Source organism: Flavobacterium sp. KH_001 (genome assembly GCF_057840745.1).
In genome coordinates, this window is the sequence record NZ_CM174520.1 from 1392231 (window position 1) to 1414844 (window position 22614).

Below are 22614 nucleotides of genomic sequence, written 5' to 3' on the forward strand. Positions count from 1 at the left end.
AATTATTGAGCTAAAAATATATAGGAAATAATGGCACAAAGACCCAAAACAAAAGCAAACAGATATAATCCGATACTTCCGTTTTGTAATTTTTTACCTTGAAAAGCCAGTTCATTAGTCACTTTGCCTAATCCGAAAACAACTGCAGATAAACCAGTTTCAACATAGTCTCTAAAGAATTTTGACAATCCATTTATAGAGCGTACAAATATTGCATCGTAAATTTCGTCTACATAATATTTGTTATATAAAACCTTGGTTAAACCAGTAATGTTTTCGTCAGCTTCAGGAACATTATCTTGTTTGAAATATTTAATATATGCAATCAAGATACCGATCAATCCACCTAAAACAGCAACTCCCATAAGAGTATATTCTGTCGTGCCTAAATGGTGCTCTTCTCCGGCTACTTTCGTGAAAAGAGGAGCCATATATTCATTTAACCAGCTGTTTCCAGGAAGACTAATAAGACCTCCAAAAGTGGCTAACAAAGCTAATATCATTAATGGGAAAGTAATTAATCCGTCACTTTCGTGTAAATGATGTTTTTGCTCTTCAGTTCCTCTAAAATCTTTAAAGAAAGTAAGGAACATCAATCGGAACATATAAAATGCCGTCATGATTGAAGCAACAGATCCAATAACGTAAAGTGGAATACTGTGGTGAAAAGCAGTCATTAAAATTTCATCTTTAGAGAAGAAACCAGAGAAAAATGGCACACCTGAAATCGCTAATGATGAAATCAACATAGTCCAGAAAGTGATTGGCATTGCTTTACGCAAACCACCCATTTTACTCATATCTTGCTCTCCGTGCAATCCGTGAATTACAGATCCTGATCCTAAGAACAAACAAGCTTTAAAGAAAGCATGTGTAATTACGTGAAAAACGGCTACTTCATAAGCACCGAATCCTAAGGCTAAAAACATTAATCCTAATTGAGAAACGGTAGAGTAGGCCAATACTTTTTTAATGTCAGTCTGAACCAAACCAATTGTTGCAGCAACTAATGAAGTTATAGCTCCAACAATAGCAATTACAGTCTGAACGGCTGGCGCTAAATCAAAAACAAAGTTTAATCTCGTTACCATAAAGATACCTGCAGTAACCATCGTCGCTGCGTGAATCAAGGCAGAAACCGGAGTTGGTCCAGCCATCGCATCAGGTAACCAGGTGTATAACGGAATTTGAGCTGATTTACCACAAGCTCCAATAAATAAACATAAAGCTGCTAACGAAAGCAAAGGTATGTTTAGATTTGTCGCTCCGGCAATCGCCGTTTTTAAAGTTGCATAATCTAAGGTGGAAAACATTGCACCAAGAATGAACATTCCGATTAATAAACCTAAATCTCCAATTCTGTTCATGATGAAAGCTTTTTTCGCAGCATCATTGTAATCCTGGTTTTTATGCCAGAATCCAATTAATAAGTACGAACAAAGTCCAACGCCTTCCCATCCAATAAATAATACTAATAAGTTACTTCCGGTTACCAATGTAATCATGAAGAATATGAACAGATTCAAATACGCAAAAAACTTATGCATATTCTCATCGTCGTGCATGTAACTGATAGAGTATAAGTGAATCAATGATCCAATTCCGGTTACAAAAAGCAACCAAAGAACAGAGAGTTGATCTAATAAAAATCCTAAATCAATATGAAGATTACTGATCTGGATCCAGTCAAATAAAGTTACCTGAATGGATTTTCCAGTTGAAGTAATTTGATTAAAAAGTATAAGAGTAACCACAAAAGAAACTGCTACGGCAACTGTTCCGATAATACCCGAAACCGTTTTTCCTAAGCTTTTCCCGAAAAAAACATTGATTAAAAATCCTAAAAAAGGAGATAAAACTAAGACTAAAGCTAAATTGGTATCCATTTCCATTTATCCTTTTAAATTTTTTAAATTATCGATACTAATTGAGCCTAAATTTCTAAAAATAGAAACCAGAATGGCCAATCCTACCGCAACTTCTGCTGCAGCAACTGCCATCGAAAAGAACACAAAAACTTGTCCCTGTGCATCTTGATGATACGTTGAAAAAGCAACAAATAAAAGGTTAACTGCATTCAACATGATTTCGATAGACATGAAAACGATAATAGCATTTCGTCTGTACAATACACCAAAAACACCAATACAAAAAAGTACAACACTTAAAAAGATGTAGTTTTCAATACCTATTTGATTTAATATATTACCCATTATTTATTTAATTTTTCTTTTTTAGACAATAATACTGTTCCAATCATGGCTACTAAAAGTAAAATCGAAGCAAATTCAAACGGAACCATATATTCGTTCAATAATATTTTACCTAATACTTTTATAGATTGAAAATCTTCTCCAGTCGAATCATATTCTCCAACAATTGGTTTAGAATTGATGAAAATTGTAATCAATACAATAACAATTAAACAGAAAGAAACAATAGCGCCCAAACGTGTAATTCTAGGTCTGTGGACCTGATGGCGTTCGTTTAAATTCATTAACATAATCGTGAACAGGAACAAAATCATAATCGCCCCCGAATAGACTATAATATGTACGATAGCCAAAAATTGAGAGTTTAATAATAAATAATGACCAGCAATTGAAAAGAAACAGATTACTAAATAAATAGCACTATGAATTGGATTTCTACTAAAAATGGTCAAAAATGCGGTAATCACCGTAATAAACGCTAAGAAACAAAATATAATTTGTACAGTTGTTGCGTGTGCAAAATCAGGAATATGTATCATTTAGTTAGCATTATTAAGTTGAGCATTTTTGATCGCCACATCAAGAGGCATCACTAATCTGTCTTTTCCAAAAATGAAATCTTCTCTTTCATAACTAGAAGGAACCAACACTTTTGAAGTTGTCAAATAAATGGCATCTTTCGGGCAAGCTTCTTCACAAAGACCACAGAAAATACAACGTAACATATTGATTTCATAAATCTCAGCATATTTTTCTTCTCTGTACAAATGTTTTTCATCTGGTTTGCGCTCAGCAGCTTTCATTGTGATTGCTTCAGCTGGACATGATAAGGCACATAATCCACAAGCTGTACAGTTCTCACGACCTTGCTCATCGCGCTTCAACTGGTGTTGACCACGATAAACCGGACTCATTTCACGTACTTGTTCCGGATAATGAATGGTTACTTTCTTTCTGAAAAGGTGCTTAAGTGTAATAAGCAATCCTTTCACAATCGCCACAAGATACAATCGCTCCCAAAAAGTCATCTCTTTGTTCGAGACCATCTTTTTTCTACCCGATAATGATATAGTTTCTATTGACATTTTTTAATGTATGATTTACGATTCACAATTTGATGGTTAAGTCAAATCCAAAATCTGTTTTATTTTTAATTTGAAGCTAATCCTGCTATTCGCTGTATCTTTTATGGTGAACCCCACCATAAAAGGATGCCGCTTCTATCAGGGCTAGGGCACTCAGGTATTAAAACCCTAAGTATGCTGCGATATCATGTCTTAAAATTACAACCCCTGTAATTATGATATTAAGGATCGAAAGTGGAATCAAAATTTTCCATCCTAAATTCATTAACTGATCATATCTAAATCTTGGAATTGTCCAACGAACCCACATGTAGAAAAAGATCCAGAAGCATATTTTAGCAAACAATACTGCAATTCCTAAAACATTAGCAATATTAACTCCCACATTTTCTACCATCCATTGCATTCCAGGATAATTGTATCCTCCAAAAAACAATACTGATATAATGGTAGCCGAGATAAACATATTGGCATACTCAGCAAATAAATAGAATCCCATTTTCATGGATGAATATTCAGTATGATATCCACCAATCAACTCAGATTCACATTCTGCTAAATCGAAAGGCGTTCTGTTTGTTTCTGCGAAAGCACAAATCAGGAAAATCAAGAAGGATAACGGTTGGTAAAAAACGTTCCAATTCATTCCTGCTTGTTGCTCAGAAATTTCTTTTAAGCTTAAAGTTCCAGTCATCATCAATAAGGCAATCATTGACAATCCCATAGCAACTTCATAAGAAACCATTTGCGAAGCCGCACGAACAGCTCCCATCAAAGAAAATTTATTGTTTGAAGCCCATCCACCAATCATGATTCCGTAAACTCCAACAGAAATTACTCCGAAAACATATAATAAAGCAATATTTACATCTGTTGCCTGTAAAAGAACATCACGTCCAAAAACATGAAGTCTGTCTCCCCAAGGAATTACAGCACTGGTCATCAAAGCCGTACTCATGGCAATTGCCGGACCCACAACGAATAAAAATTTATTAGGTGTATTTGGCTCAAATTCTTCTTTTGAGAATAATTTCATACCATCCGCAAGTGGTTGTAATAATCCACCCCAACCAGCACGGTTTGGTCCTACACGGTCCTGAAGAAAAGCCGCAACTTTACGTTCAGCCCAGGTAGAATACATCGCCATAATCATTGTTATAGCAAAGACCACCACAATTACAACACTTTTCTCTATAATAAACGTACCATCTACCATCATTAAGAAATTTTGTTGTTAGTGTTTAATGGAATTTCAGCCATACTAATTTTTTTACGGTCAATATCTCTACCCATAAGGATAGTTTTTTCAGTATCAATTTCTACTTTCTCTAATTTTTGAGTGTAGTTATTTTGGTTGATAACAGAATCTTTTTCAAATTCTCTTGGTCCTTCAATAACCCAGTCATTTACATTTTTGTGATCAAAACGACAAGAGTTACAGATGAATTCTTCCACTTCATGGTACTCGTCTTTACGACCTGTTACACGTTGAATTTCTCCTCCAAACATCCAAACAGTAGTTTTTCCACAACATCCCGGAGTTGTACACTCTCTGTGTGCATTGTATGGTTTGTTGAACCAAACTCTTGATTTGAAACGGAAAGTTTTATCCGTTAATGCTCCAACCGGACATACGTCAATCATATTTCCAGAGAATTCATTGTCGATAGCTTTTGAGATTCCTGTTGAAATATTAGCATGATCTCCACGATCTAATACTCCGTGAACTCTGTTGTCTGTCAATTGATCTGCAACTTGTACACATCTTTGACATAAAATACAACGGTTCATATGTAGTTGAATATTTGGACCAATATCTTCTGGTTCAAATGTTCTTTTTTCTTCAATAAAACGCGACTTTGGATTTCCGTGCTCAAAACTTAAGTTTTGAAGATCACATTCACCAGCCTGATCACAAACCGGGCAATCCAATGGGTGATTGATTAATAAAAATTCTGTTACAGATTTACGGGCTTCCGTTACTCTGTCAGAAGATTTACTGTTTACTTCCATTCCGTCCATACATCCTGTTACACAAGATGCCATTAATTTTGGCATTGGTCTTGGGTCAGCTTCACTACCTTTAGCAACTTCAACTAAACAACAACGACATTTTCCGCCGCTGCCTTTTAATTTTGAGTAATAGCACATGGCTGGCGGTACCAAATCTCCACCAATCATACGTGCAGCCTGCAGGATCGTTGTTCCTGGCTCTACGTCTATACTTTGACCGTCTATGGTTACTTTCATCTCTTAATTTTGTTTTTTTAGTTTCAGGTTTCACGTTTCAGGTTTTCACTTGAAACTAAAAAAACTTGAAACTTGAAACTTTTTTATACTGTTAATTTGCCTACTAAATGTTTCACTTGCGAGAAAGGTTCAGCAACAAAGTGATCTCTGTTTTTAATTTTTTCAGGGAAACGAACGTGATATTCAAATTCATCTCTAAAATGACGGATCGCTGCTGCTACTGGCCAGGAAGCTGCGTCGCCAAGTGGGCAAATTGTGTTACCCTCGATTTTACTTTGAATACTCCACAATAATTCTATATCTTCTTCACGGCCCTGACCGTTTTCAATTCTCCACAAGATTTTTTCTAACCAACCAGTTCCTTCACGGCAAGGTGTACATTGCCCACAAGATTCGTGGTGGTAAAAACGTGCAAAATTCCATGTATTTCTTACTACACAAGCAGTATCATTATACACGATAAATCCTCCTGAACCTAACATTGATCCGGTAGCAAAACCACCATCACTTAAAGATTCGTAAGTCATTAATCTGTCTTCGCCGTTTGCTGTTTTGAAAATCAATTCAGCTGGTAAAATTGGCACTGAAGATCCTCCAGGAACAAACGCTTTCAAAGGTCTGCTTGAAGACATTCCGCCTAAATACTCATCAGAATTCATGAACTCGTCAACACTTAAGCCTAATTCAATTTCGTAAACTCCCGGATTTTTAATGTGTCCTGACGCAGAAATTAATTTAGTTCCGGTTGAACGTCCAATTCCGATTTTTGCGTAATCATCTCCAGAGTTGTTGATGATCCAAGGCACAGCTGCAATAGTTTCAACATTGTTTACCACAGTTGGGTTTGCCCAAAGTCCAGAAACCGCAGGGAAAGGTGGTTTAATACGAGGATTTCCTCTCTTACCTTCCAAAGACTCAATAAGTGCAGTTTCTTCTCCACAAATATAAGCTCCGGCTCCACAGTGAACATGAAGTTCTAAATCATAACCTGTTCCTAATATATTTTTTCCTAACCAACCGGCAGCTTTTGCTTCGGCGATTGCTCTTTCTAAAATTTTGAAAACCCACATATATTCTCCACGAATGTAGATATACGAAAGGTTAGCGCCTAAGGCAAAACTAGAAGTAATCATTCCTTCGATCAATAAGTGAGGAATAAATTCCATCAAATAACGATCTTTGAAAGTTCCCGGTTCAGACTCGTCGGCATTGCAAACTAAGTGTCTTGGTTTACCTGATTTTTTATCAATAAAACTCCATTTCATTCCGGCAGGGAAACCCGCACCACCACGACCACGAAGTCCTGATTTTTTTACTTCTTCAACAACTTCGTCTGGCGTAAGTGTTTTCAAAGCTTTTTCTACAGAAGCATAACCACCATTTTGGCGATAAACTTCGTAGGTTTTAATACCCGGAACATTGATTTTATCTAATAATATTTTCTGTGACATCTTATTTATCGTGTAATATTATTTTATCATCTCTACAATCAGCGATTAACTGATCGATTTTTTCTTCTGTCAATTTTTCTTTGTAGAAATCGCCTAACTGCATCATCGGAGCATATCCGCAAGCACCTAAACATTCTACTCCGGCAATGGTAAACATTCCGTCTGGAGTTGTTTCTCCCATCTTAATGCCTAATTTTTCAGAAGTATAATCCATTAAATTTTCAGCACCATTTAAACAACAACAAGAAGTCTGGCAGAATTCGAACATGTATTTTCCAATTGGTTTTTGGTTGTACATGGTATAAAAAGTAACCACTTCGTAAACCTCAATTGGTTTGATGTGCAAAATTTCAGCAACTTTATCCTGTAACTCAGTGCTTAACCAGTTATCGTGAGCGTCCTGCACTTCATGCAAAACAGGCAACAAAGCTGATTTTCTTTTGTCTTCAGGATAATGACTGATCAATTCATTGATGCGGGTCATCAATGCTTCAGTCATGTTTATTTCTTGTTTGTAATGTTTACGTTCCATTTTTATTTTAGATTTTAGATTTTAGATTTTAGATTTTTTCAATCTTTGTCCTTAATCCATATTCTGCAATCCTATTATTAGTTTTTAGATCTTTTGATCTGAATTCTTCAATTCTATCTAATGTTTAGATTTTCAATTTAAATTTTATGGATGCTTTTTACAATCTAAAATCTAAAATCTTCAATCTAAAATTCTTTACGCGTCTAACTCTCCTGCAATAACATTTAAACTTGAAAGGATAACAATTGCATCTGATAATAAAGCACCTTTAATCATTTCAGGATAGGCCTGGTAATAAATAAAGCAAGGTCTTCTGAAATGTAATCTATATGGAGTTCTGCTTCCGTCAGTAACTAAATAAAATCCTAACTCTCCATTTCCTCCTTCAACCGGGTGGTAAATTTCTGCAACTGGTACAGGAACTTCTCCCATTACAATCTTAAAGTGATAAATTAAAGATTCCATTGAAGTGTAAACATCTTCTTTTGGAGGCAGGTAGTAATCCGGAACTTCTGCGTGGTATTCATTTCCGGGCGGCATTTTATCTAAAGCCTGACGAATAATGCTTAAACTTTCGCGAACTTCAGCATTACGAACGCAGAAACGATCGTATGTATCACCTGATTTTCCAACAGGAACAATAAAATCGAAATCTTCGTAAGATGAATAAGGCTGTGCAACACGAACGTCGTAATCAACACCTGCAGCACGTAAATTTGGACCTGTAAATCCGTAGGCCATTGCTTGCTCTGCTGAGATTGCACCTACATTTACAGTTCTGTCAAGGAAAATTCTGTTTCTTTCAAATAAGTTTTCAAATTCTTGCCAGGCGACAGGAAAATCTCTTAAAAACACATCTAATTTGCGGAAAGCTTCTGGTGACCAGTCTCTTTCGAAACCACCGATTCTTCCCATATTTGTTGTTAAACGAGCACCACAAATTTCTTCGTAGATCTCGTAAACTTTTTCTCTAAATTGAAAAACGTATAAGAAACCAGTATACGCACCAGTATCTACACCCAAAATCGAGTTACAGATTAAGTGGTCTGTAATACGGGCTAATTCCATTACGATAACTCTTAAATATTGCGCTCTTTTAGGAACTTCAATATTTAACAATTTCTCTAAAGTCATCCACCATCCCATATTATTGATAGGAGAGGAGCAATAGTTCATACGGTCGGTAAGAGGCGTAATTTGATAGAAAGGACGATTTTCAGCAATTTTTTCGAATGCTCTGTGGATATAACCAATAGTTGGTTCAGCCTCAAGAATTCTTTCACCATCCATCAATAAGATATTCTGAAAAATACCGTGAGTTGCAGGGTGAGTTGGACCTAAATTCAATACTGAAAGCTCGCTTCCGTCTTCGTTTAGTTTCTCGTTTATTATTTTAGCATATCGATGCTCTGGTGGTAATAATAGTTCTGACATTTTATAATGTTGAATTATTTATTTTTTAGCAATTTGTTGTTGTTCTTCCAAAGAATCTGTCGTCTTTATCCGTTCTTCCGCTGTCTTCCATTGGGAATTCTTTTCGCATTGGGAAAGAGATCATTTCGTCCATATTCAAAATACGTTTCAATTGCGGATGTCCAATAAAGTTAATCCCGAAAAAATCGTAAGTTTCTCTTTCCATCCAGTTGGAGCTTAAGAAAATATTTGAAATGGTTTTTATCTCTGGTTTTTCACCATTAAGGTATACTTTGATTCTGATACGTTTGTTTTCGTACCAATTGTGCAAATGATATACTATCGCGAACTGACGATCTGTTTCGTTGTCCGGATAGTGAATTCCGCATAAATCAGTTAAAAAGTGAAAACGTAAATCAGAATCATTTTTCAAAAAAAGAATTAAAGCAGTGATTTTATCCGCTGTTGTTTCTATTGAAAAAATATCTCTTTCTTGTTGAAAGTTAAAAACACTTGTGTCAAATGTTTCTGTAAGTTTATCTTGAATCAGGGTATTTTCTAAGGCCATCTTATGAAATATTATATGAAGCTAGTAATTCTTGGTATTCTGGAGAACTTCTGCGTCTAACAGATTCGCTTCTTACCAATTCCTGAAGTTTCATTACTCCATCAACAATTTGTTCTGGTCTTGGAGGACATCCCGGAACGTAAACGTCAACCGGAATTACTTTATCAATTCCTTGTAAAACAGAATAAGTATCGAAGATTCCGCCTGATGAAGCACAAGCTCCAACAGCAATTACCCAACGAGGTTCAGCCATTTGTTCGTAAACCTGTCTTAAAATAGGCGCCATTTTTTTAGAAATAGTTCCCATTACCATTAACATATCTGCCTGACGAGGAGAGAAACTCACACGCTCAGAACCAAATCGTGCTAAATCGTAGTGAGACGCCATTGTAGCCATGAATTCGATACCACAGCATGAAGTTGCAAAAGGTAATGGCCATAATGAATTGGCTCTTGCTAAACCTACAACGTCATTTAGTTTTGTAGCGAAGAAACCTTCTCCTACAACTCCTTCCGGCGGCGCAACCATATTTACATTTGAATCGCTCATTTTTATTTTAGATTTTAGATTTCTGATTTTAGATTTTGTAAATCCTGTAAATCGAAATCAATATTTAAAAATCAATATTATATTTTAAGAAATTATCTTTCCAAATCTAAAATTCTAAATCAATCTAAAATCTAAGATCTGAAATCTAAAATTTCTTTATTCCCAGTCTAGTGCTTTCTTTTTAATGATATAGAAAAAACCAACTAAAAGAAGCGACATGAAAACAACCATTTTCAGCATTCCTTCCATTCCTAATTCCTTAAAGTTTACTGCCCATGGATATAGGAAAATAACCTCTACGTCAAACAATACAAACAGGATTGCTACCAGAAAGTATTTTACTGAAAACGGAATACGGGCATTACCAACAGATTCGATACCGCACTCAAAGTTTTTGTCCTTAATTTCAGAGGTTCTTTTTGGACCTAATTTTCCAGAAATAATAATTGTTCCTACTACGAAACCAACAGCTAAAATGAACTGCATTAGAATAGGAATGTAACTGTATTGATCAGATTGCATAAACTTAGGGTTTTTACTTAAAGAATAAGCCACAAAGATAACTTTCAACTATGTAAATCACAAGATAAAAAATGATTTAAGTATGTTGGGAAACGGCGTTTGCATCTAATTTTTATTGATTATAAATAACATTCTCCAATTTTAATATTTTTTTAAGATTTGAGCAAAAAAAAACGTCCCGATACTTCGGGACGTTTTCAAAACCATTCAGAGGCAAAAAAAATAAATTGCTATATTTTTCTTAGATTACTGCTACTTTAGCAGCAACTTTCCCTTTTCTTCCTTCTTCTTCTTCATAGCTTACACGGTCACCTTCGCGTAATTCTTCCGCGTTAATTCCTGAAGCGTGAACGAAGATATCTTTTCCTGTTTCTTCGTCTGTAATGAATCCATAACCTTTAGATTCATTGAAAAATTTTACTGTACCTGTACGCATTGTAATTGTAATAATAATTTATAATGAAGCAAATGTAAGATATAAATTCATACAAAAGACAATAAGGTGTTAATTTTTTGTAAAAATTATTGATTCACAGTCTTTTCGCTATTTATATTGCATCAAATTCTATACAGATGTGCTTTATTTGAGAATCATTAATTGTAGGAAACGAACTAGGAAAAATTAGTCTGACTTTAAGGTCATTTTGACAATTATTGTAATTGTTGAATAATTTAGAAAGTAATTGTGATAAAGGTTGCCTTTTGTTATGTTTTTGAGAATTAGGAAATGAAACAAAAAAAACTGCAACTAAAAAGATAATTGCAGTTTTGTATTATGAAATTCTTTAGAATTTTATTGAATATCAACTTTAATATGTAATTCTTTTAGTTGAGCATCATCAATTGTTGCAGGCGCATCAATCATTACGTCACGTCCTGAATTGTTTTTTGGAAAAGCAATGAAATCTCTAATCGTTTCCTGGCCTCCTAAAATAGCAACAAGTCTGTCCAATCCAAATGCTAATCCTCCGTGTGGTGGTGCTCCAAATTGGAAAGCATCCATTAAGAAACCGAATTGTGCTTTTGCTTCTTCTTCCGTAAATCCTAAATATTTGAACATTAATTGTTGGGTAGCTTTATCGTGAATACGAATTGATCCTCCTCCAATTTCATTTCCGTTTAATACCATATCATACGCATTGGCACGAACTTTTCCTGGTTCAGTTTCCAATAATTGCATGTCTTCTGGTTTTGGAGATGTAAACGGATGGTGCATTGCATGGTAGCGTCCACTTTCTTCATCAAGTTCCAATAATGGGAAATCTACAACCCATAATGGAGCAAATTCTTCAGGATTACGTAATCCTAAACGAGTTGCCAATTCCATACGAAGTGCTGAAAGTTGTGCACGTGTTTTGTTTGCCGGTCCGGAAAGTACAAAAATCATGTCGCCAGGTTTTGCACCTGTAATTTTTGCCCATTGTCCTAAATCGTCCTGATCATAAAATTTATCTACAGATGATTTGAAAGTTCCATCGTCATTGCATTTTGCATAAACCATTCCTGATGCTCCAACTTGTGGGCGCTTAACCCAGTCAATTAACCCGTCAATTTCTTTACGTGTATAATTTCCTGCTCCCGGAACAGCGATCCCTACTACCAATTCTGCAGCATTGAATACTGGAAAATCTTTGTGTTGTGCATACTCGTTTAACTCACCAAACTCCATTCCGAAACGGATGTCCGGTTTGTCATTTCCGTATGTTTTCATAGCATATTCGTAGGTAATTCTTGGGAATTTGTCTACTTCAATACCTTTAATCTCTTTTAGTAAATGTCTTGTCAATCCTTCAAAAACATTCAAAATATCTTCTTGTTCCACAAATGCCATTTCGCAATCGATTTGTGTAAACTCAGGCTGACGGTCTGCACGTAAATCTTCATCACGGAAACATTTCACAATTTGGAAATATTTATCCATTCCACCCACCATCAATAATTGCTTGAAAGTTTGTGGCGATTGTGGTAACGCATAAAATTGTCCTTCGTTCATACGGCTTGGTACGACAAAATCTCTTGCTCCTTCCGGAGTTGATTTGATTAAATAAGGCGTTTCAACTTCGCAGAAATCTAAATCAGATAAATATTTACGAACTTCCATCGCTACTTTATGACGGAATAGCAAACTGTTTTTTACAGGATTTCTTCTGATGTCTAAATAACGATATTTCATTCGTATATCCTCTCCACCATCCGTTTCGTCTTCAATTGTAAATGGAGGTGTTAAAGCTGCATTTAAAATGTTTAATTCAGAAACTAAAATTTCGATTTCACCAGTCGGAATGTTTTTGTTTTTGGCTTCACGTTCAATAACAGTTCCTTTTACCTGAATTACAAATTCTCTACCAAGCGTTTTAGCTAATTCAAAAACAGTTTTATCAGTACGACTTTCGTCGAAAATAAGTTGTGTAATTCCGTAACGGTCGCGTAAATCAACCCAATTCATAAATCCTTTATCGCGTGATTTTTGAACCCAACCCGCTAGTGTAACTTCCGTATTAATATTTGAGGCGTTTAACTCGCCACAATTATGACTTCTATACATGATCAAAATTTTAGACTGCAAAAGTAAACACAAAATTCAAATTAATATAGAAAGTATGCAACTAGATGTGTATTAATTTGAAATATTTTGTTAATTGTTAAAATTTGCACTTTTAATTTCTTTAGATTTGAAATACTAAAAACAAACCTTAGATATTTATGAAGAAACTTTTTATTGCCGGTCTGGTGCTTTTCAGCACGTTAAGTGTAGTTGGACAATCTAAAAAATATGTCACTTTTGAAGCAAATATTGCGAACAGAAATGGAGATGTCATTAAGATTGTTAATAATGGAAAAATTGTAAAAACAATTAATGTTAATGCAAAAGGCATTTTTAAAGATACTTTGATGGTTGATGGAGGAAGAAGCCGATTGTCAGATGGAGTTGAATCGACTGAATTATTTTTGAAAAACGGTTATGATATCAAATTAAAAATGGATGCCAAGCAATTTGATGAGTCCATTGTGTATACCGGTAAAGGAAGTTTAGAAAACAATATTTTAGCACAACGTATTTTAGCCGATGAAAAATTATATAATGACTCGGTTTTAACATTAGATAATGCTTCTTTCAATAAATTGGTTGAAGAAAAAAAGACTGCTGATTTGGCTCGATTAAATAATAAAAAATTAGATCCTGAATTTGTAAAAATTGAAACTGAAAATGGTGTTAGTGCGATAGCTGAAATTGGAGAATATCGCAAACAAGCGCAGGAAATGGCAAAAATGAACAATACGCCATCACCAGATTTTGATTATGAGAATCATAAAGGAGGAAAAACCAAACTTTCAGATTTAAAAGGAAAATATGTTTACATTGATCTTTGGGCAACGTGGTGCGGTCCGTGTAGAGCAGAGATTCCTTTTCTTCAAAAAATCGAAGAAAAATATCATGGAAAAAATATTGAATTTGTAAGTGTTTCTGTTGATACCCCAAAAGACCATGATAAATGGCAAAAATTTGTAATTGACAAACAACTTGGAGGTATTCAGCTTTTCTCAGATAATGAATGGAAATCTGCGTTTGTAACCAGTTATAATGTAACAGGAATTCCTAGATTTATTTTGATAGATCCAAAAGGTAACATCGTAGACGCGAATGCGGCAAGACCTTCTTCTCCAGAACTTCAAACACAATTAGACACATTATTGAACTAATTTTTGTATAAAATTATAACGATATAGTAATTTTATAATTCTTATAAAATCTCAGTAAAACCAATGCTTCGGCGTTGGTTTTTTTGTTTTTTGAAAATCTCCAATGTTAAGTTTTTATTCAATGTTACCAAATTGTTAAGTAAAAGTTTGTTTAATGTAAACTATTAACTATATTTGATAACAATTTGATAACATTAATACCTAAAGATATGAAAAAATGTGTGATTTTAGTTGCAATGATGTTCTCTGGAATTTTAGTTGCACAAGAGGTAAAACCAGAATTAGAAGCTGTTGGAAATAAAGTAAAAGCTACTTATTACCATGAAAATGGTAAAGTACAACAAGAAGGTTTCTTTAAGGATGGTAAACTAGATGGCGTTTGGGTATCGTATGATGAAAAAGGAAATAAAGTTGCCGTGGGAGAGTACGCAGACGGATTGAAAACTGGAAAATGGATTTTCTTTAATGAAAATAGCCTATGCGAAGTTGCTTATGAGAATAGCAAAGTTAGCTCAGTTAAAAACTTACAGAAAAATGCTTTAGCAAATAGAAACTAAGGTAATTTCTAAGATACTTTTAAGAACCGCTTTTAATAGCGGTTTTTTTATGCCTTTAGTTTTTTACAGCTTTTTTTTCTTCTTCCATACCAAATTACAAAACCGGATACGGGAAGAGCTGCGGCAATTAGACTTACTATAAAAGCAATAATTTTTCCTGGTAAATTCAAGATTTGACCAGTGTGAATTCCATAATTCATTTCAACGACCTGCAAGCCTAAACTCTTTTTGTTGTAAGGGTCACTCTGAATTAATTTTCCGTCAAGCGGATGAAAATAGTAATTGCTTTGGTGATCATATCTTAAAGCATGAGGATAAGCTCCAGTACTAATGATATCGCCTTTTTTCTGCGGAAGCAAAACAAAAAACATTTTGGCTTTTGGCTGCAATTTTGCAGTTTCAATAAAAGCGCGATCAACCGCAGTTATGTTATTTGTTTTAAATTTTGTTGTGTCAATTATGGGCACCTTAGTTTCTTCAGCTTTGTCTCCGCCAAAATTGAAAGTTTTATAAATACCATCACCAACCCATTCGTAGGTAAAAGTTAAGCCTGTTATGGCAAGAACAAGTACAATAAGCGAAATGTAAAAGCCAGACGTATTGTGCCAGTCATAGTTTACACGACGCCATTTGGCCGACCATTTAACGGTGAAACTTCTTTTGATATCATATTTTCGTTTTGGCCACCATTGAATAATTCCGGAGATTAGTAATAAAATGAAGATTATAGTTGCTCCGCCAATAATATGTTTTCCAATGTAATCAGGCAGGAGTAAATACAAGTGAATGTATTCAACAATAATAAAAAAGTCAGTTTTTGGATTTTCTGTTTTTAAATATTTTCCTGTGTAGGGATTAAAATACAAATACAAATTTTCAGTATCAGAATAGGTATAGACAATTGCAGACCGATTTCTTCCGTAATATGAAACCATGCTTGCTGTATTTTTAGGAAGTATTTCTTTTGCCTTTTGCTGTAAAACGGAAGGCATCAGAAAGGATTTGTTCTGAGGTTCAACAAATCGCCATTCTTTTCGCGTAATATCTTTTATTTCGTCATGAAAACAAAAGATGCAACCAGTAATACTTATTATAAAAACAATAAGCCCGGAAATTAATCCGAGCCATTTATGTAGAAAACGTATTTGTTTTTTGAAACCCATTTTTTGAATAAAAACGTAAAAGTATACGCTAAATCAATTGGGGACAAATTATTTCAATTATTTTTCCGCAACTACTTCTTTTTTTGGTTTTAAATGATAAGCCACATAAAGCGATATTGAAGCCAGAGCAATCCAGAAAACATCAATAAAGAAAACCTGAATTTTATTTTCCATAAAAGAAGCCCAAAACCAATTTCCGGAAACAATTCCGTTTGTGATCGGGACTAGAAAACCTAAAATACTTCCGGAAATCAGGCAAAATTTGTTGGTAAAGGCGTCATTCTTTTTAAGTATAAAAAAGACTGTCAGGATTAACCATCCCACAAAATAAACAGTATAAAGATTATTCTGAGTTAATGGGTAGAATATTTTGGTAACGATAAAAGCAAGTGCGGTGATTGGGTACATACTTAAACAAATAGCTAAATAAATACGAACAACAGCTGCGTTGAAACGTCTTTTCTTTTCGGGCATATTGTTTTTTTGTCTGGCCACTAACCAAATCATAACACCTGAAATGATCACAAAGCAAGTTATAATTCCTAAAATGAAGCTGATTATTTTAAGGGCATAACCGCCATAATCGCCAAAATGAATTTTGTACAAAACATTTTTTACGACATCCAGATAATTGTTGTCAGTTACAGGATTTTTCTTTGCAATTTCTTTTTCATCAGCAATTCGGTAAACTACTTTTCCAATTCCGGTGAATTTTTTGTGGTTTGGCATTTCACCTTCAACTAAAACGTGCATGTTAGTATCGCCGTAATTTTGGATGAAAACGCGTGTGATTTCAAAATCAGACCAATTACTTTTTGCTTTTGCAACCAGTTGATCAATGTTAAAAGGATTTGCTAATTTTTTATTTTCAAATTTGTAATCAGGATCGTTGTATTCTAATTCTTTGTATAATTTATCCTGATCTCCTTTGTATAATGCCATTACAGCAGGAGCTACAATTAAAAGTTTAATCATAAAAAAAGCGCCTGTTACAGCATAAACAAACTGAAAAGGTAATCCAATCATTCCGAGAGCTGTGTGAGCATCTGTCCACAACGTTTTTAATTTTTCCTTTGGACGGAACACATAAAAGTTAGAAACAATTTTTTTCCAGTGTAATAAAACGCCGGTTATAATTGCAAACAAGAAAAATAAAGCTACAAAGCCAGAAAGGTAGTAACCAACAGGATATGGAACTTGTGCCAGGAAATGCAATCGGTACAAAAACTCTCCTAAAGAATAAGATTCTTCATAGGTAAAGGTTTTGAAGTTTTTGGTATCAAGATAAAAAAACGATCCTTCTTTTTGTTTGGCTGGAGCCAAAGTATCTTTGGTACCTTCCATATAAATGGCAACCCTTCTTTCATTAGTTGGTTTAGAAATGGTAATGTTTCTGCCTTGTAATACATATTCTTTGTCTAGCTTTTGTAAAGCAGTATTATAGTCTAGTTGAATTTCCTTTGTTATAGGAGTAGATTCACTTCTTTCCCAGTTAATGATTTCATCCCTAAAAAAAGAAAAAGATCCTGCAAAGAAAATTACAAAGAGCACAACACTAATAACGATTCCGCTAACGGTATGTGTATGAAAGTAGATATTATAATTGCGATTGCTCATGCTTATTGTGCCGTTGGATTGTAGGTTAGACCCAGATAAATTAATAGAGAAAAAACTAGTGTTAGAAGAATATAAATGCCCCAAATTTTCCAGCCACTTTTTGCCAGAAAAGCAATTACCATAAGTGCAACCCAAAGGATAAAACCACTAAAAGCCATTGTCATCAATATGTTTGCACGGTTAAACCATGAAGCGAGTGCCAAGTGAAAGGTAACAGAAACAAAGTAGCCGCCTAGAATGGCAGCGGTAATTTTGGCAAAACGTTGCCATTTGGACTGGGTTAAATATTTTGGATTTGCTGGCATATAGAGCTTAAGAATAATTAGTAGTAATAAAATTCTAATAAGGCAACAATTATGAATAACAATAAAAGAGCGATGCTATTTACTTTTTTCAGAGGCTTCAATATGATAATCAAACTGCCAATAGTCATTAGCTGAATGAAAAACATGAAAGTACCGCAACACAACGATTGCGAAAAGAGCCAAACGGAATAAGCAGATACAAGAAGCAAGAGTCCGGTGATTTTAGTTTGTTTTGGATTCTTTTGCATCCATTTTTCAAAACCTAAATCATATGATAAAGCAGCTCTTTTTGAGGTGTAATACAAAGTGTAAAAAGCTAAAAAAACGATAAGACTTGCGATTGTTATCATAATTAAAAATTTAAAACGTGCAACTATTATTTAGAATAAATTTTAATAGTGCAAATCTAAGTTAAGAATCTAAACAAAACAAGTTATTTTTATTTATTCTAAGTAAGTTTTCTTGATTTTGGACATAAAAAAAACCTGCTCATTATTTGAGCAGGTTTTTTTATATAAATTGAAAATTATTTGAAAATTACAATTCTAAAGCGCGTTTAGCATCACCATTCATCAATAATTCTAATGGATTTTCTAAAGCTTCTTTTACAGCAACCAAGAAACCAACTGACTCACGTCCGTCGATGATTCTGTGGTCATAAGAAAGAGCAACGTACATCATTGGGTGAATTTCAACTTTACCGTTTACAGCGATTGGACGCTCGATTATGTTGTGCATTCCTAAAATTCCTGATTGAGGAGGGTTGATGATTGGAGTACTTAACATACTTCCAAAAACTCCACCATTAGTAATTGTGAAAGTTCCACCAGTCATATCGTCAACAGTAATTTGACCATCACGAGCTCTTAAAGCTAATCTTTTGATTTCAGCTTCGATTCCACGGAAAGTTAAAAGTTCAGCGTTACGAACAACAGGAACCATTAAACCTTTTGGTCCAGAAACTGCGATAGAGATATCAGCAAAATCGTAAGCGATTTTGTAGTCACCATCCATCATTGAGTTAACATCTGGGTATAATTCTAAAGCTCTTGTAACTGCTTTTGTAAAGAATGACATGAAACCTAAACCTAAACCACCATGTTTCGCTTTGAATGCATCTTTGTATTCATTACGAATTTGGTTGATTGGTGTCATGTTAACTTCATTGAAAGTAGTCAACATCGCTGTTTCGTTTTTAGCAGCAACTAATCTCTCAGCTACTTTACGACGTAACATTGATAATTTTGTACGCTCAGATCCACGGCTTCCCCCTGTTGGAGTTCCCATAGATGGTACTGCGTTTACAGCATCATCTTTTGTGATTCTTCCACCTTTACCAGTTCCTGAAACTGTTGCTGGTGCTATATTTTTTTCGTCTAATATTTTTCTTGCTGCTGGAGATGGAGTTCCTGCTGCATAACTTGTAGCTGCTGCCGGTGCCGGAGCTGCTTTAGGTGCTTCTGTTTTAACTTCTGCCTTTGGAGCCTCAGCTTTTGGAGCTTCAGCTGCTGGTGCTGCCGGAGCGTCACCTGCAGGTTTTGCTGCATCTGTATCAATTAAACAAACGACAGCTCCTACTGCAACTGTATCACCTTCTTCAGCTTTAAGCGTAATGATACCGCTCATTTCAGCAGGCAATTCAAGAGTAGCTTTATCTGAATCAACTTCAGCAATAGCCTGATCTTTCTCTACATAATCTCCGTCTTTTACTAACCAAGTTGCAATTTCAACTTCTTTTATTGATTCCCCTGGTGATGGGACTTTCATTTCTAAAATCATCTTTGTTTTTGTTTAAGGTTTTTATGGTTTAAAATTTCATGTTGTTAAACTTGAAACTTTAAACTTGAAACATTTTTTTTATCTGAATAAATTTTTATCGAAAACCATTCTAATCGCATCTGCATGACGACGTTTAGCTCTTGTGTAACTTCCTGATGCCGGAGCAGCGTAAGCTTTTAATGAAGCTAATCTCCATTTTACAAGATCGAAGTTCATTAACATAAAGCTGTAAGCTCCCATGTTTTTAGGCTCTTCTTGTGCCCAAACATAATCATCAGCATTTGGGTATTTAGCAATAATTTCTTTTAATTGCTCCACTGGTAAAGGGAATAATTGCTCAACACGAACAACTGCAACATCATTTCTTCCGTTGTTTTCTCTTTCAGCAACAATGTCATAGTAGAATTTACCAGTAACAAAAACTAACGTTTTTACTGCTTTTTTATCTACTGTATTATCGTCTATAGTTTCTTGGAAACTTCCGTTTGCTAATTCTTCAACTGTAGAAACGCATCTTGGGTCACGCAATAAACTTTTTGGAGAGAAAACTACCAAAGGTTTACGGAAATTTGTTTTCATTTGTCTTCTCAACAAGTGGAAGAAGTTAGCTGGCGTTGTACAATCTGCAACGTACATATTTTGTCTCGCACAAAGTTGTAAGTAACGTTCCATTCTTGCAGAAGAGTGTTCTGCACCTTGTCCTTCATATCCGTGCGGTAATAATAAAACAATACCATTTTGGTTGTTCCATTTGTCTTCACCACATGAAATATATTGGTCAATCATAATTTGAGCTCCATTAGAGAAATCTCCAAATTGTGCTTCCCAAATCGTTAATGCATTTGGATTTGCTAATGCGTATCCATAATCAAAACCAAGAACGCCGTACTCAGATAAAAGAGAGTTGAAAGCACCGAATTTTCCTTTTTTGTTTTCGATAGCATCCAATAGAATTACTTCTTCTTCAGAATCTTCAACTTTAACTACTGCATGACGGTGAGAGAAAGTACCACGCTCTACGTCCTGGCCTGAAATACGAACATCAAATCCTTCTGTCAAAAGAGAACCGTAAGCTAATGCTTCAGCTGTTCCCCAGTCAATAGTATTATTGTCGTATCCTGTTTTTCTATCTGTAACAATTTTGGTTATTTTGTTGATGAACTTCTTGTCAGATGGTAAAGTTGAGATTGTATTGATGATAGAATCTAATCCTTTTTTATCAAAAGCAGTATCTACTTTTTGAAGCATCTGTGTATCCGTTACCTGAACAAAACCATCCCATTCGTTTTTCATGAATGGCGTTATAATTGTCAAATCTTTTTTACGGGAAGCCTCTAAGTTCTCCTCCATATTAGATTTGTATTCTTTTTCTAAAGCATTTACATAAGAAGCATCGATTACGCCGTCAGACAATAATTTTTCAGCATAAATATCTCTTGGATTTTTATGTTTTGCAATGATTTTATATAAAACTGGTTGAGTGAAACGAGGTTCGTCACCTTCGTTATGACCGTATTTTCTGTATCCTAATAAATCTATAAATACGTCACGTCCAAATTGCATTCTGTAGTCTAATGCAAAAGATACTGCGTGTACTACAGCTTCAGCATCATCAGCATTTACGTGTAATACCGGAGATAAAGTTACTTTGGCAACATCTGTACAATAAGTAGAAGAACGAGCGTCTAAATAGTTTGTTGTAAAACCAACCTGGTTATTAATGACAATGTGGATTGTTCCTCCAGTTTTGTAACCGTCAAGTTGAGCCATCTGAATGATTTCATATAAGATACCCTGTCCTGCAATTGCAGCATCTCCGTGAACGGCGATAGGTAATACTTTAGAGAAATCATCAGCATAATATTTATCTTGTTTTGCTCTTGTGATTCCTTCAATTACTGCTCCAACCGTTTCCAGGTGAGAAGGGTTTGGTGCTAAATTGATGTTGATGCTTTTTCCTGATCTTGTTTTTTTGTCAGCCGTAAGACCCAAGTGGTATTTTACGTCACCATCAAAATATTCCTGATCGTAATCTTTACCGTCAAACTCACCAAAAATATCCTGAGTAGATTTTCCGAAGATGTTTGCCAAAACGTTCAAACGACCACGATGTGCCATTCCCATTACGAATTGTTCAACACCTTTTTCAGCAGCTTGCTCGATCAAAGCATCTAAAGCTGGAATAATAGATTCTCCACCTTCTAGTGAAAAACGTTTTTGTCCAACATATTTGGTGTGTAAGAAGTTCTCGAAAGAAACTGCTTCGTTTAATTTATTTAAGATTGTTTTCTTTTCTTCTGTAGAAAAATTAGGCTGGTTAACATTAACCGCTAATTTATCCTGAATCCATTTTACAACACCAGGATTTCTGATGTACATATATTCAATTCCAATATGCTGACAGTAAATAGATTTAAGACGCGTTACAATATCCTGTAAAGTAGACGGTCCAACTCCGATAGTCTTAGCTGCATCAAAAACAGTTGAAAGATCAGCTGTTGTTAATCCGAAATTCTCAATGTCTAAAGTTGGAGATGAAGTTCTGCGATCACGAACCGGATTTGTTTTTGTAAACAAATGCCCACGTGTACGGTAACCATCGATTAGTTTTAATACGTTGAATTCTTTTTGTAATTTTTCTGAAACCTGAGAGTAATCTGTGCTTGGAGCAGTAACATACTCAACGATTTGCTGCACCGGGTTTTCGTCATTATAAGTTGTTTGTCCAAAGTCGAAACCTTGAAAAAAACTTCTCCAGCTAGGCTCAACGCTGTCTGGGTTTACTAAATATTGATCGTATAATTGTGCGAAAAACTCTGTATGCGCTGCATTTAAAAATGAAAACCTATCCATAATATTAGTGAATATACTTTTTGTTAAATAGAATGGCAAAAGTACAACAATCAC

General features: G+C 34.9%; 22 protein-coding genes. 2 read left to right on the forward strand and 20 right to left on the reverse strand.

Features of this window, described 5'->3' with window-relative positions; translation table 11 throughout:
- Window positions 1-2 precede the first annotated feature (2 nt).
- From nuoL to aspS, 14 genes are all read right to left on the reverse strand, one after another.
- A complete protein-coding gene (nuoL, locus tag AC3ITQ_RS06145; RefSeq protein WP_489237336.1) occupies window positions 3-1886 on the reverse strand; it encodes an NADH-quinone oxidoreductase subunit L in 1884 nt (627 codons plus the stop codon).
- A 6-nt stretch (window positions 1887-1892) separates the two neighbouring features.
- Entirely contained in the window at window positions 1893-2213 is a 321-nt protein-coding gene (gene nuoK, locus AC3ITQ_RS06150) for an NADH-quinone oxidoreductase subunit NuoK (RefSeq protein ID WP_026982591.1), read from the reverse strand.
- On the reverse strand, window positions 2213-2752 hold the full coding sequence (locus AC3ITQ_RS06155; protein WP_035747761.1) for an NADH-quinone oxidoreductase subunit J family protein: 540 nt from the start codon (window positions 2750-2752) through the stop codon (window positions 2213-2215). Before AC3ITQ_RS06155 ends, nuoK begins: the two co-directional genes overlap by 1 nt.
- Window positions 2753-3298, reverse strand: a complete 546-nt coding sequence (locus tag AC3ITQ_RS06160; protein ID WP_026982593.1) for a NuoI/complex I 23 kDa subunit family protein — start codon at window positions 3296-3298, stop codon at window positions 2753-2755. It abuts the gene before it with no gap.
- Window positions 3299-3458: 160 nt separating this feature from the next.
- On the reverse strand, window positions 3459-4517 hold the full coding sequence (gene nuoH / locus AC3ITQ_RS06165) for an NADH-quinone oxidoreductase subunit NuoH (protein ID WP_489237339.1): 1059 nt from the start codon (window positions 4515-4517) through the stop codon (window positions 3459-3461).
- Window positions 4517-5548, reverse strand: a complete 1032-nt coding sequence (locus AC3ITQ_RS06170) for an NADH-quinone oxidoreductase subunit G (protein WP_074662550.1) — start codon at window positions 5546-5548, stop codon at window positions 4517-4519. The genes nuoH and AC3ITQ_RS06170 overlap by 1 nt, the downstream gene beginning before the upstream one ends.
- Window positions 5549-5631: 83 nt before the next feature.
- On the reverse strand, window positions 5632-6999 hold the full coding sequence (gene nuoF / locus AC3ITQ_RS06175; protein WP_489237342.1) for an NADH-quinone oxidoreductase subunit NuoF: 1368 nt from the start codon (window positions 6997-6999) through the stop codon (window positions 5632-5634).
- A 1-nt stretch (window position 7000) separates the two neighbouring features.
- Window positions 7001-7531, reverse strand: a complete 531-nt coding sequence (locus AC3ITQ_RS06180; RefSeq protein ID WP_026982598.1) for a complex I 24 kDa subunit family protein — start codon at window positions 7529-7531, stop codon at window positions 7001-7003.
- A 195-nt stretch (window positions 7532-7726) separates the two neighbouring features.
- On the reverse strand, window positions 7727-8965 hold the full coding sequence (locus AC3ITQ_RS06185) for an NADH-quinone oxidoreductase subunit D (protein WP_489237344.1): 1239 nt from the start codon (window positions 8963-8965) through the stop codon (window positions 7727-7729).
- 25 nt (window positions 8966-8990) lie between these two features.
- The gene (locus AC3ITQ_RS06190; RefSeq protein WP_489237346.1) at window positions 8991-9512 is read right to left on the reverse strand and encodes an NADH-quinone oxidoreductase subunit C; all 522 of its coding nucleotides are present in this window, start codon (window positions 9510-9512) and stop codon (window positions 8991-8993) included.
- 1 nt (window position 9513) lies between these two features.
- On the reverse strand, window positions 9514-10062 hold the full coding sequence (locus AC3ITQ_RS06195) for an NADH-quinone oxidoreductase subunit B (RefSeq protein WP_056189678.1): 549 nt from the start codon (window positions 10060-10062) through the stop codon (window positions 9514-9516).
- Window positions 10063-10218: 156 nt separating this feature from the next.
- The gene (locus tag AC3ITQ_RS06200; protein ID WP_489237348.1) at window positions 10219-10584 is read right to left on the reverse strand and encodes an NADH-quinone oxidoreductase subunit A; all 366 of its coding nucleotides are present in this window, start codon (window positions 10582-10584) and stop codon (window positions 10219-10221) included.
- A 241-nt stretch (window positions 10585-10825) separates the two neighbouring features.
- Entirely contained in the window at window positions 10826-11020 is a 195-nt protein-coding gene (locus AC3ITQ_RS06205; RefSeq protein WP_007137066.1) for a cold-shock protein, read from the reverse strand.
- Between the two features lie 357 nt (window positions 11021-11377).
- Entirely contained in the window at window positions 11378-13129 is a 1752-nt protein-coding gene (gene aspS, locus AC3ITQ_RS06210; RefSeq protein WP_489237350.1) for an aspartate--tRNA ligase, read from the reverse strand.
- A gap of 158 nt (window positions 13130-13287) precedes the next feature.
- Between aspS and AC3ITQ_RS06215 the strand changes: the two genes are divergently transcribed.
- Both AC3ITQ_RS06215 and AC3ITQ_RS06220 read left to right on the forward strand, forming a co-directional pair.
- Window positions 13288-14286 (forward strand): TlpA family protein disulfide reductase, encoded by a 999-nt coding sequence (locus AC3ITQ_RS06215; protein ID WP_489237352.1) that lies wholly within the window; start codon window positions 13288-13290, stop codon window positions 14284-14286.
- 209 nt (window positions 14287-14495) lie between these two features.
- Complete coding sequence (locus AC3ITQ_RS06220) at window positions 14496-14843, forward strand: toxin-antitoxin system YwqK family antitoxin (RefSeq protein WP_489237354.1); 348 nt, start codon at window positions 14496-14498, stop codon at window positions 14841-14843.
- Between the two features lie 47 nt (window positions 14844-14890).
- On the opposite strand, the gene AC3ITQ_RS06225 is transcribed toward AC3ITQ_RS06220, so the two are convergent.
- The 6 genes from AC3ITQ_RS06225 to AC3ITQ_RS06250 all read right to left on the reverse strand — a co-directional run bounded on the left by AC3ITQ_RS06225 (window position 14891) and on the right by AC3ITQ_RS06250 (window position 22560).
- Window positions 14891-16006 carry a PepSY-associated TM helix domain-containing protein gene (locus AC3ITQ_RS06225; RefSeq protein WP_489237356.1) on the reverse strand — a complete coding sequence of 372 codons (1116 nt, stop codon included), beginning with the start codon at window positions 16004-16006 and terminating at the stop codon, window positions 14891-14893.
- Window positions 16007-16063: 57 nt separating this feature from the next.
- Entirely contained in the window at window positions 16064-17623 is a 1560-nt protein-coding gene (locus AC3ITQ_RS06230; protein WP_489237358.1) for a PepSY-associated TM helix domain-containing protein, read from the reverse strand.
- A gap of 2 nt (window positions 17624-17625) precedes the next feature.
- Window positions 17626-17928, reverse strand: a complete 303-nt coding sequence (locus AC3ITQ_RS06235) for a hypothetical protein (protein WP_489237360.1) — start codon at window positions 17926-17928, stop codon at window positions 17626-17628.
- 17 nt (window positions 17929-17945) lie between these two features.
- Window positions 17946-18278 carry a hypothetical protein gene (locus AC3ITQ_RS06240; protein ID WP_489237362.1) on the reverse strand — a complete coding sequence of 111 codons (333 nt, stop codon included), beginning with the start codon at window positions 18276-18278 and terminating at the stop codon, window positions 17946-17948.
- A gap of 187 nt (window positions 18279-18465) precedes the next feature.
- Window positions 18466-19707 carry a 2-oxoglutarate dehydrogenase complex dihydrolipoyllysine-residue succinyltransferase gene (gene odhB, locus AC3ITQ_RS06245; protein ID WP_489237364.1) on the reverse strand — a complete coding sequence of 414 codons (1242 nt, stop codon included), beginning with the start codon at window positions 19705-19707 and terminating at the stop codon, window positions 18466-18468.
- 78 nt (window positions 19708-19785) lie between these two features.
- Window positions 19786-22560, reverse strand: coding sequence for a 2-oxoglutarate dehydrogenase E1 component (locus tag AC3ITQ_RS06250; protein ID WP_489237366.1), 2775 nt, complete (start codon window positions 22558-22560; stop codon window positions 19786-19788).
- Between the last annotated feature and the right edge of the window lie 54 nt (window positions 22561-22614).

Bases quoted from the DNA above. Each gene is read 5' to 3' on its own strand.
- nuoL (WP_489237336.1), bottom strand. From the start codon at position 1,886: ATGGATACCAATTTAGCTTTAGTCTTAGTTTTATCTCCTTTTTTAGGA.
- nuoK (WP_026982591.1), bottom strand. From the start codon at position 2,213: ATGGGTAATATATTAAATCAAATAGGTATTGAAAACTACATCTTTTTA.
- AC3ITQ_RS06155 (WP_035747761.1), bottom strand. From the start codon at position 2,752: ATGATACATATTCCTGATTTTGCACACGCAACAACTGTACAAATTATA.
- AC3ITQ_RS06160 (WP_026982593.1), bottom strand. From the start codon at position 3,298: ATGTCAATAGAAACTATATCATTATCGGGTAGAAAAAAGATGGTCTCG.
- nuoH (WP_489237339.1), bottom strand. From the start codon at position 4,517: ATGATGGTAGATGGTACGTTTATTATAGAGAAAAGTGTTGTAATTGTG.
- AC3ITQ_RS06170 (WP_074662550.1), bottom strand. From the start codon at position 5,548: ATGAAAGTAACCATAGACGGTCAAAGTATAGACGTAGAGCCAGGAACA.
- nuoF (WP_489237342.1), bottom strand. From the start codon at position 6,999: ATGTCACAGAAAATATTATTAGATAAAATCAATGTTCCGGGTATTAAA.
- AC3ITQ_RS06180 (WP_026982598.1), bottom strand. From the start codon at position 7,531: ATGGAACGTAAACATTACAAACAAGAAATAAACATGACTGAAGCATTG.
- AC3ITQ_RS06185 (WP_489237344.1), bottom strand. From the start codon at position 8,965: ATGTCAGAACTATTATTACCACCAGAGCATCGATATGCTAAAATAATA.
- AC3ITQ_RS06190 (WP_489237346.1), bottom strand. From the start codon at position 9,512: ATGGCCTTAGAAAATACCCTGATTCAAGATAAACTTACAGAAACATTT.
- AC3ITQ_RS06195 (WP_056189678.1), bottom strand. From the start codon at position 10,062: ATGAGCGATTCAAATGTAAATATGGTTGCGCCGCCGGAAGGAGTTGTA.
- AC3ITQ_RS06200 (WP_489237348.1), bottom strand. From the start codon at position 10,584: ATGCAATCTGATCAATACAGTTACATTCCTATTCTAATGCAGTTCATT.
- AC3ITQ_RS06205 (WP_007137066.1), bottom strand. From the start codon at position 11,020: ATGCGTACAGGTACAGTAAAATTTTTCAATGAATCTAAAGGTTATGGA.
- aspS (WP_489237350.1), bottom strand. From the start codon at position 13,129: ATGTATAGAAGTCATAATTGTGGCGAGTTAAACGCCTCAAATATTAAT.
- AC3ITQ_RS06215 (WP_489237352.1), top strand. From the start codon at position 13,288: ATGAAGAAACTTTTTATTGCCGGTCTGGTGCTTTTCAGCACGTTAAGT.
- AC3ITQ_RS06220 (WP_489237354.1), top strand. From the start codon at position 14,496: ATGAAAAAATGTGTGATTTTAGTTGCAATGATGTTCTCTGGAATTTTA.
- AC3ITQ_RS06225 (WP_489237356.1), bottom strand. From the start codon at position 16,006: ATGGGTTTCAAAAAACAAATACGTTTTCTACATAAATGGCTCGGATTA.
- AC3ITQ_RS06230 (WP_489237358.1), bottom strand. From the start codon at position 17,623: ATGAGCAATCGCAATTATAATATCTACTTTCATACACATACCGTTAGC.
- AC3ITQ_RS06235 (WP_489237360.1), bottom strand. From the start codon at position 17,928: ATGCCAGCAAATCCAAAATATTTAACCCAGTCCAAATGGCAACGTTTT.
- AC3ITQ_RS06240 (WP_489237362.1), bottom strand. From the start codon at position 18,278: ATGATAACAATCGCAAGTCTTATCGTTTTTTTAGCTTTTTACACTTTG.
- odhB (WP_489237364.1), bottom strand. From the start codon at position 19,707: ATGATTTTAGAAATGAAAGTCCCATCACCAGGGGAATCAATAAAAGAA.
- AC3ITQ_RS06250 (WP_489237366.1), bottom strand. From the start codon at position 22,560: ATGGATAGGTTTTCATTTTTAAATGCAGCGCATACAGAGTTTTTCGCA.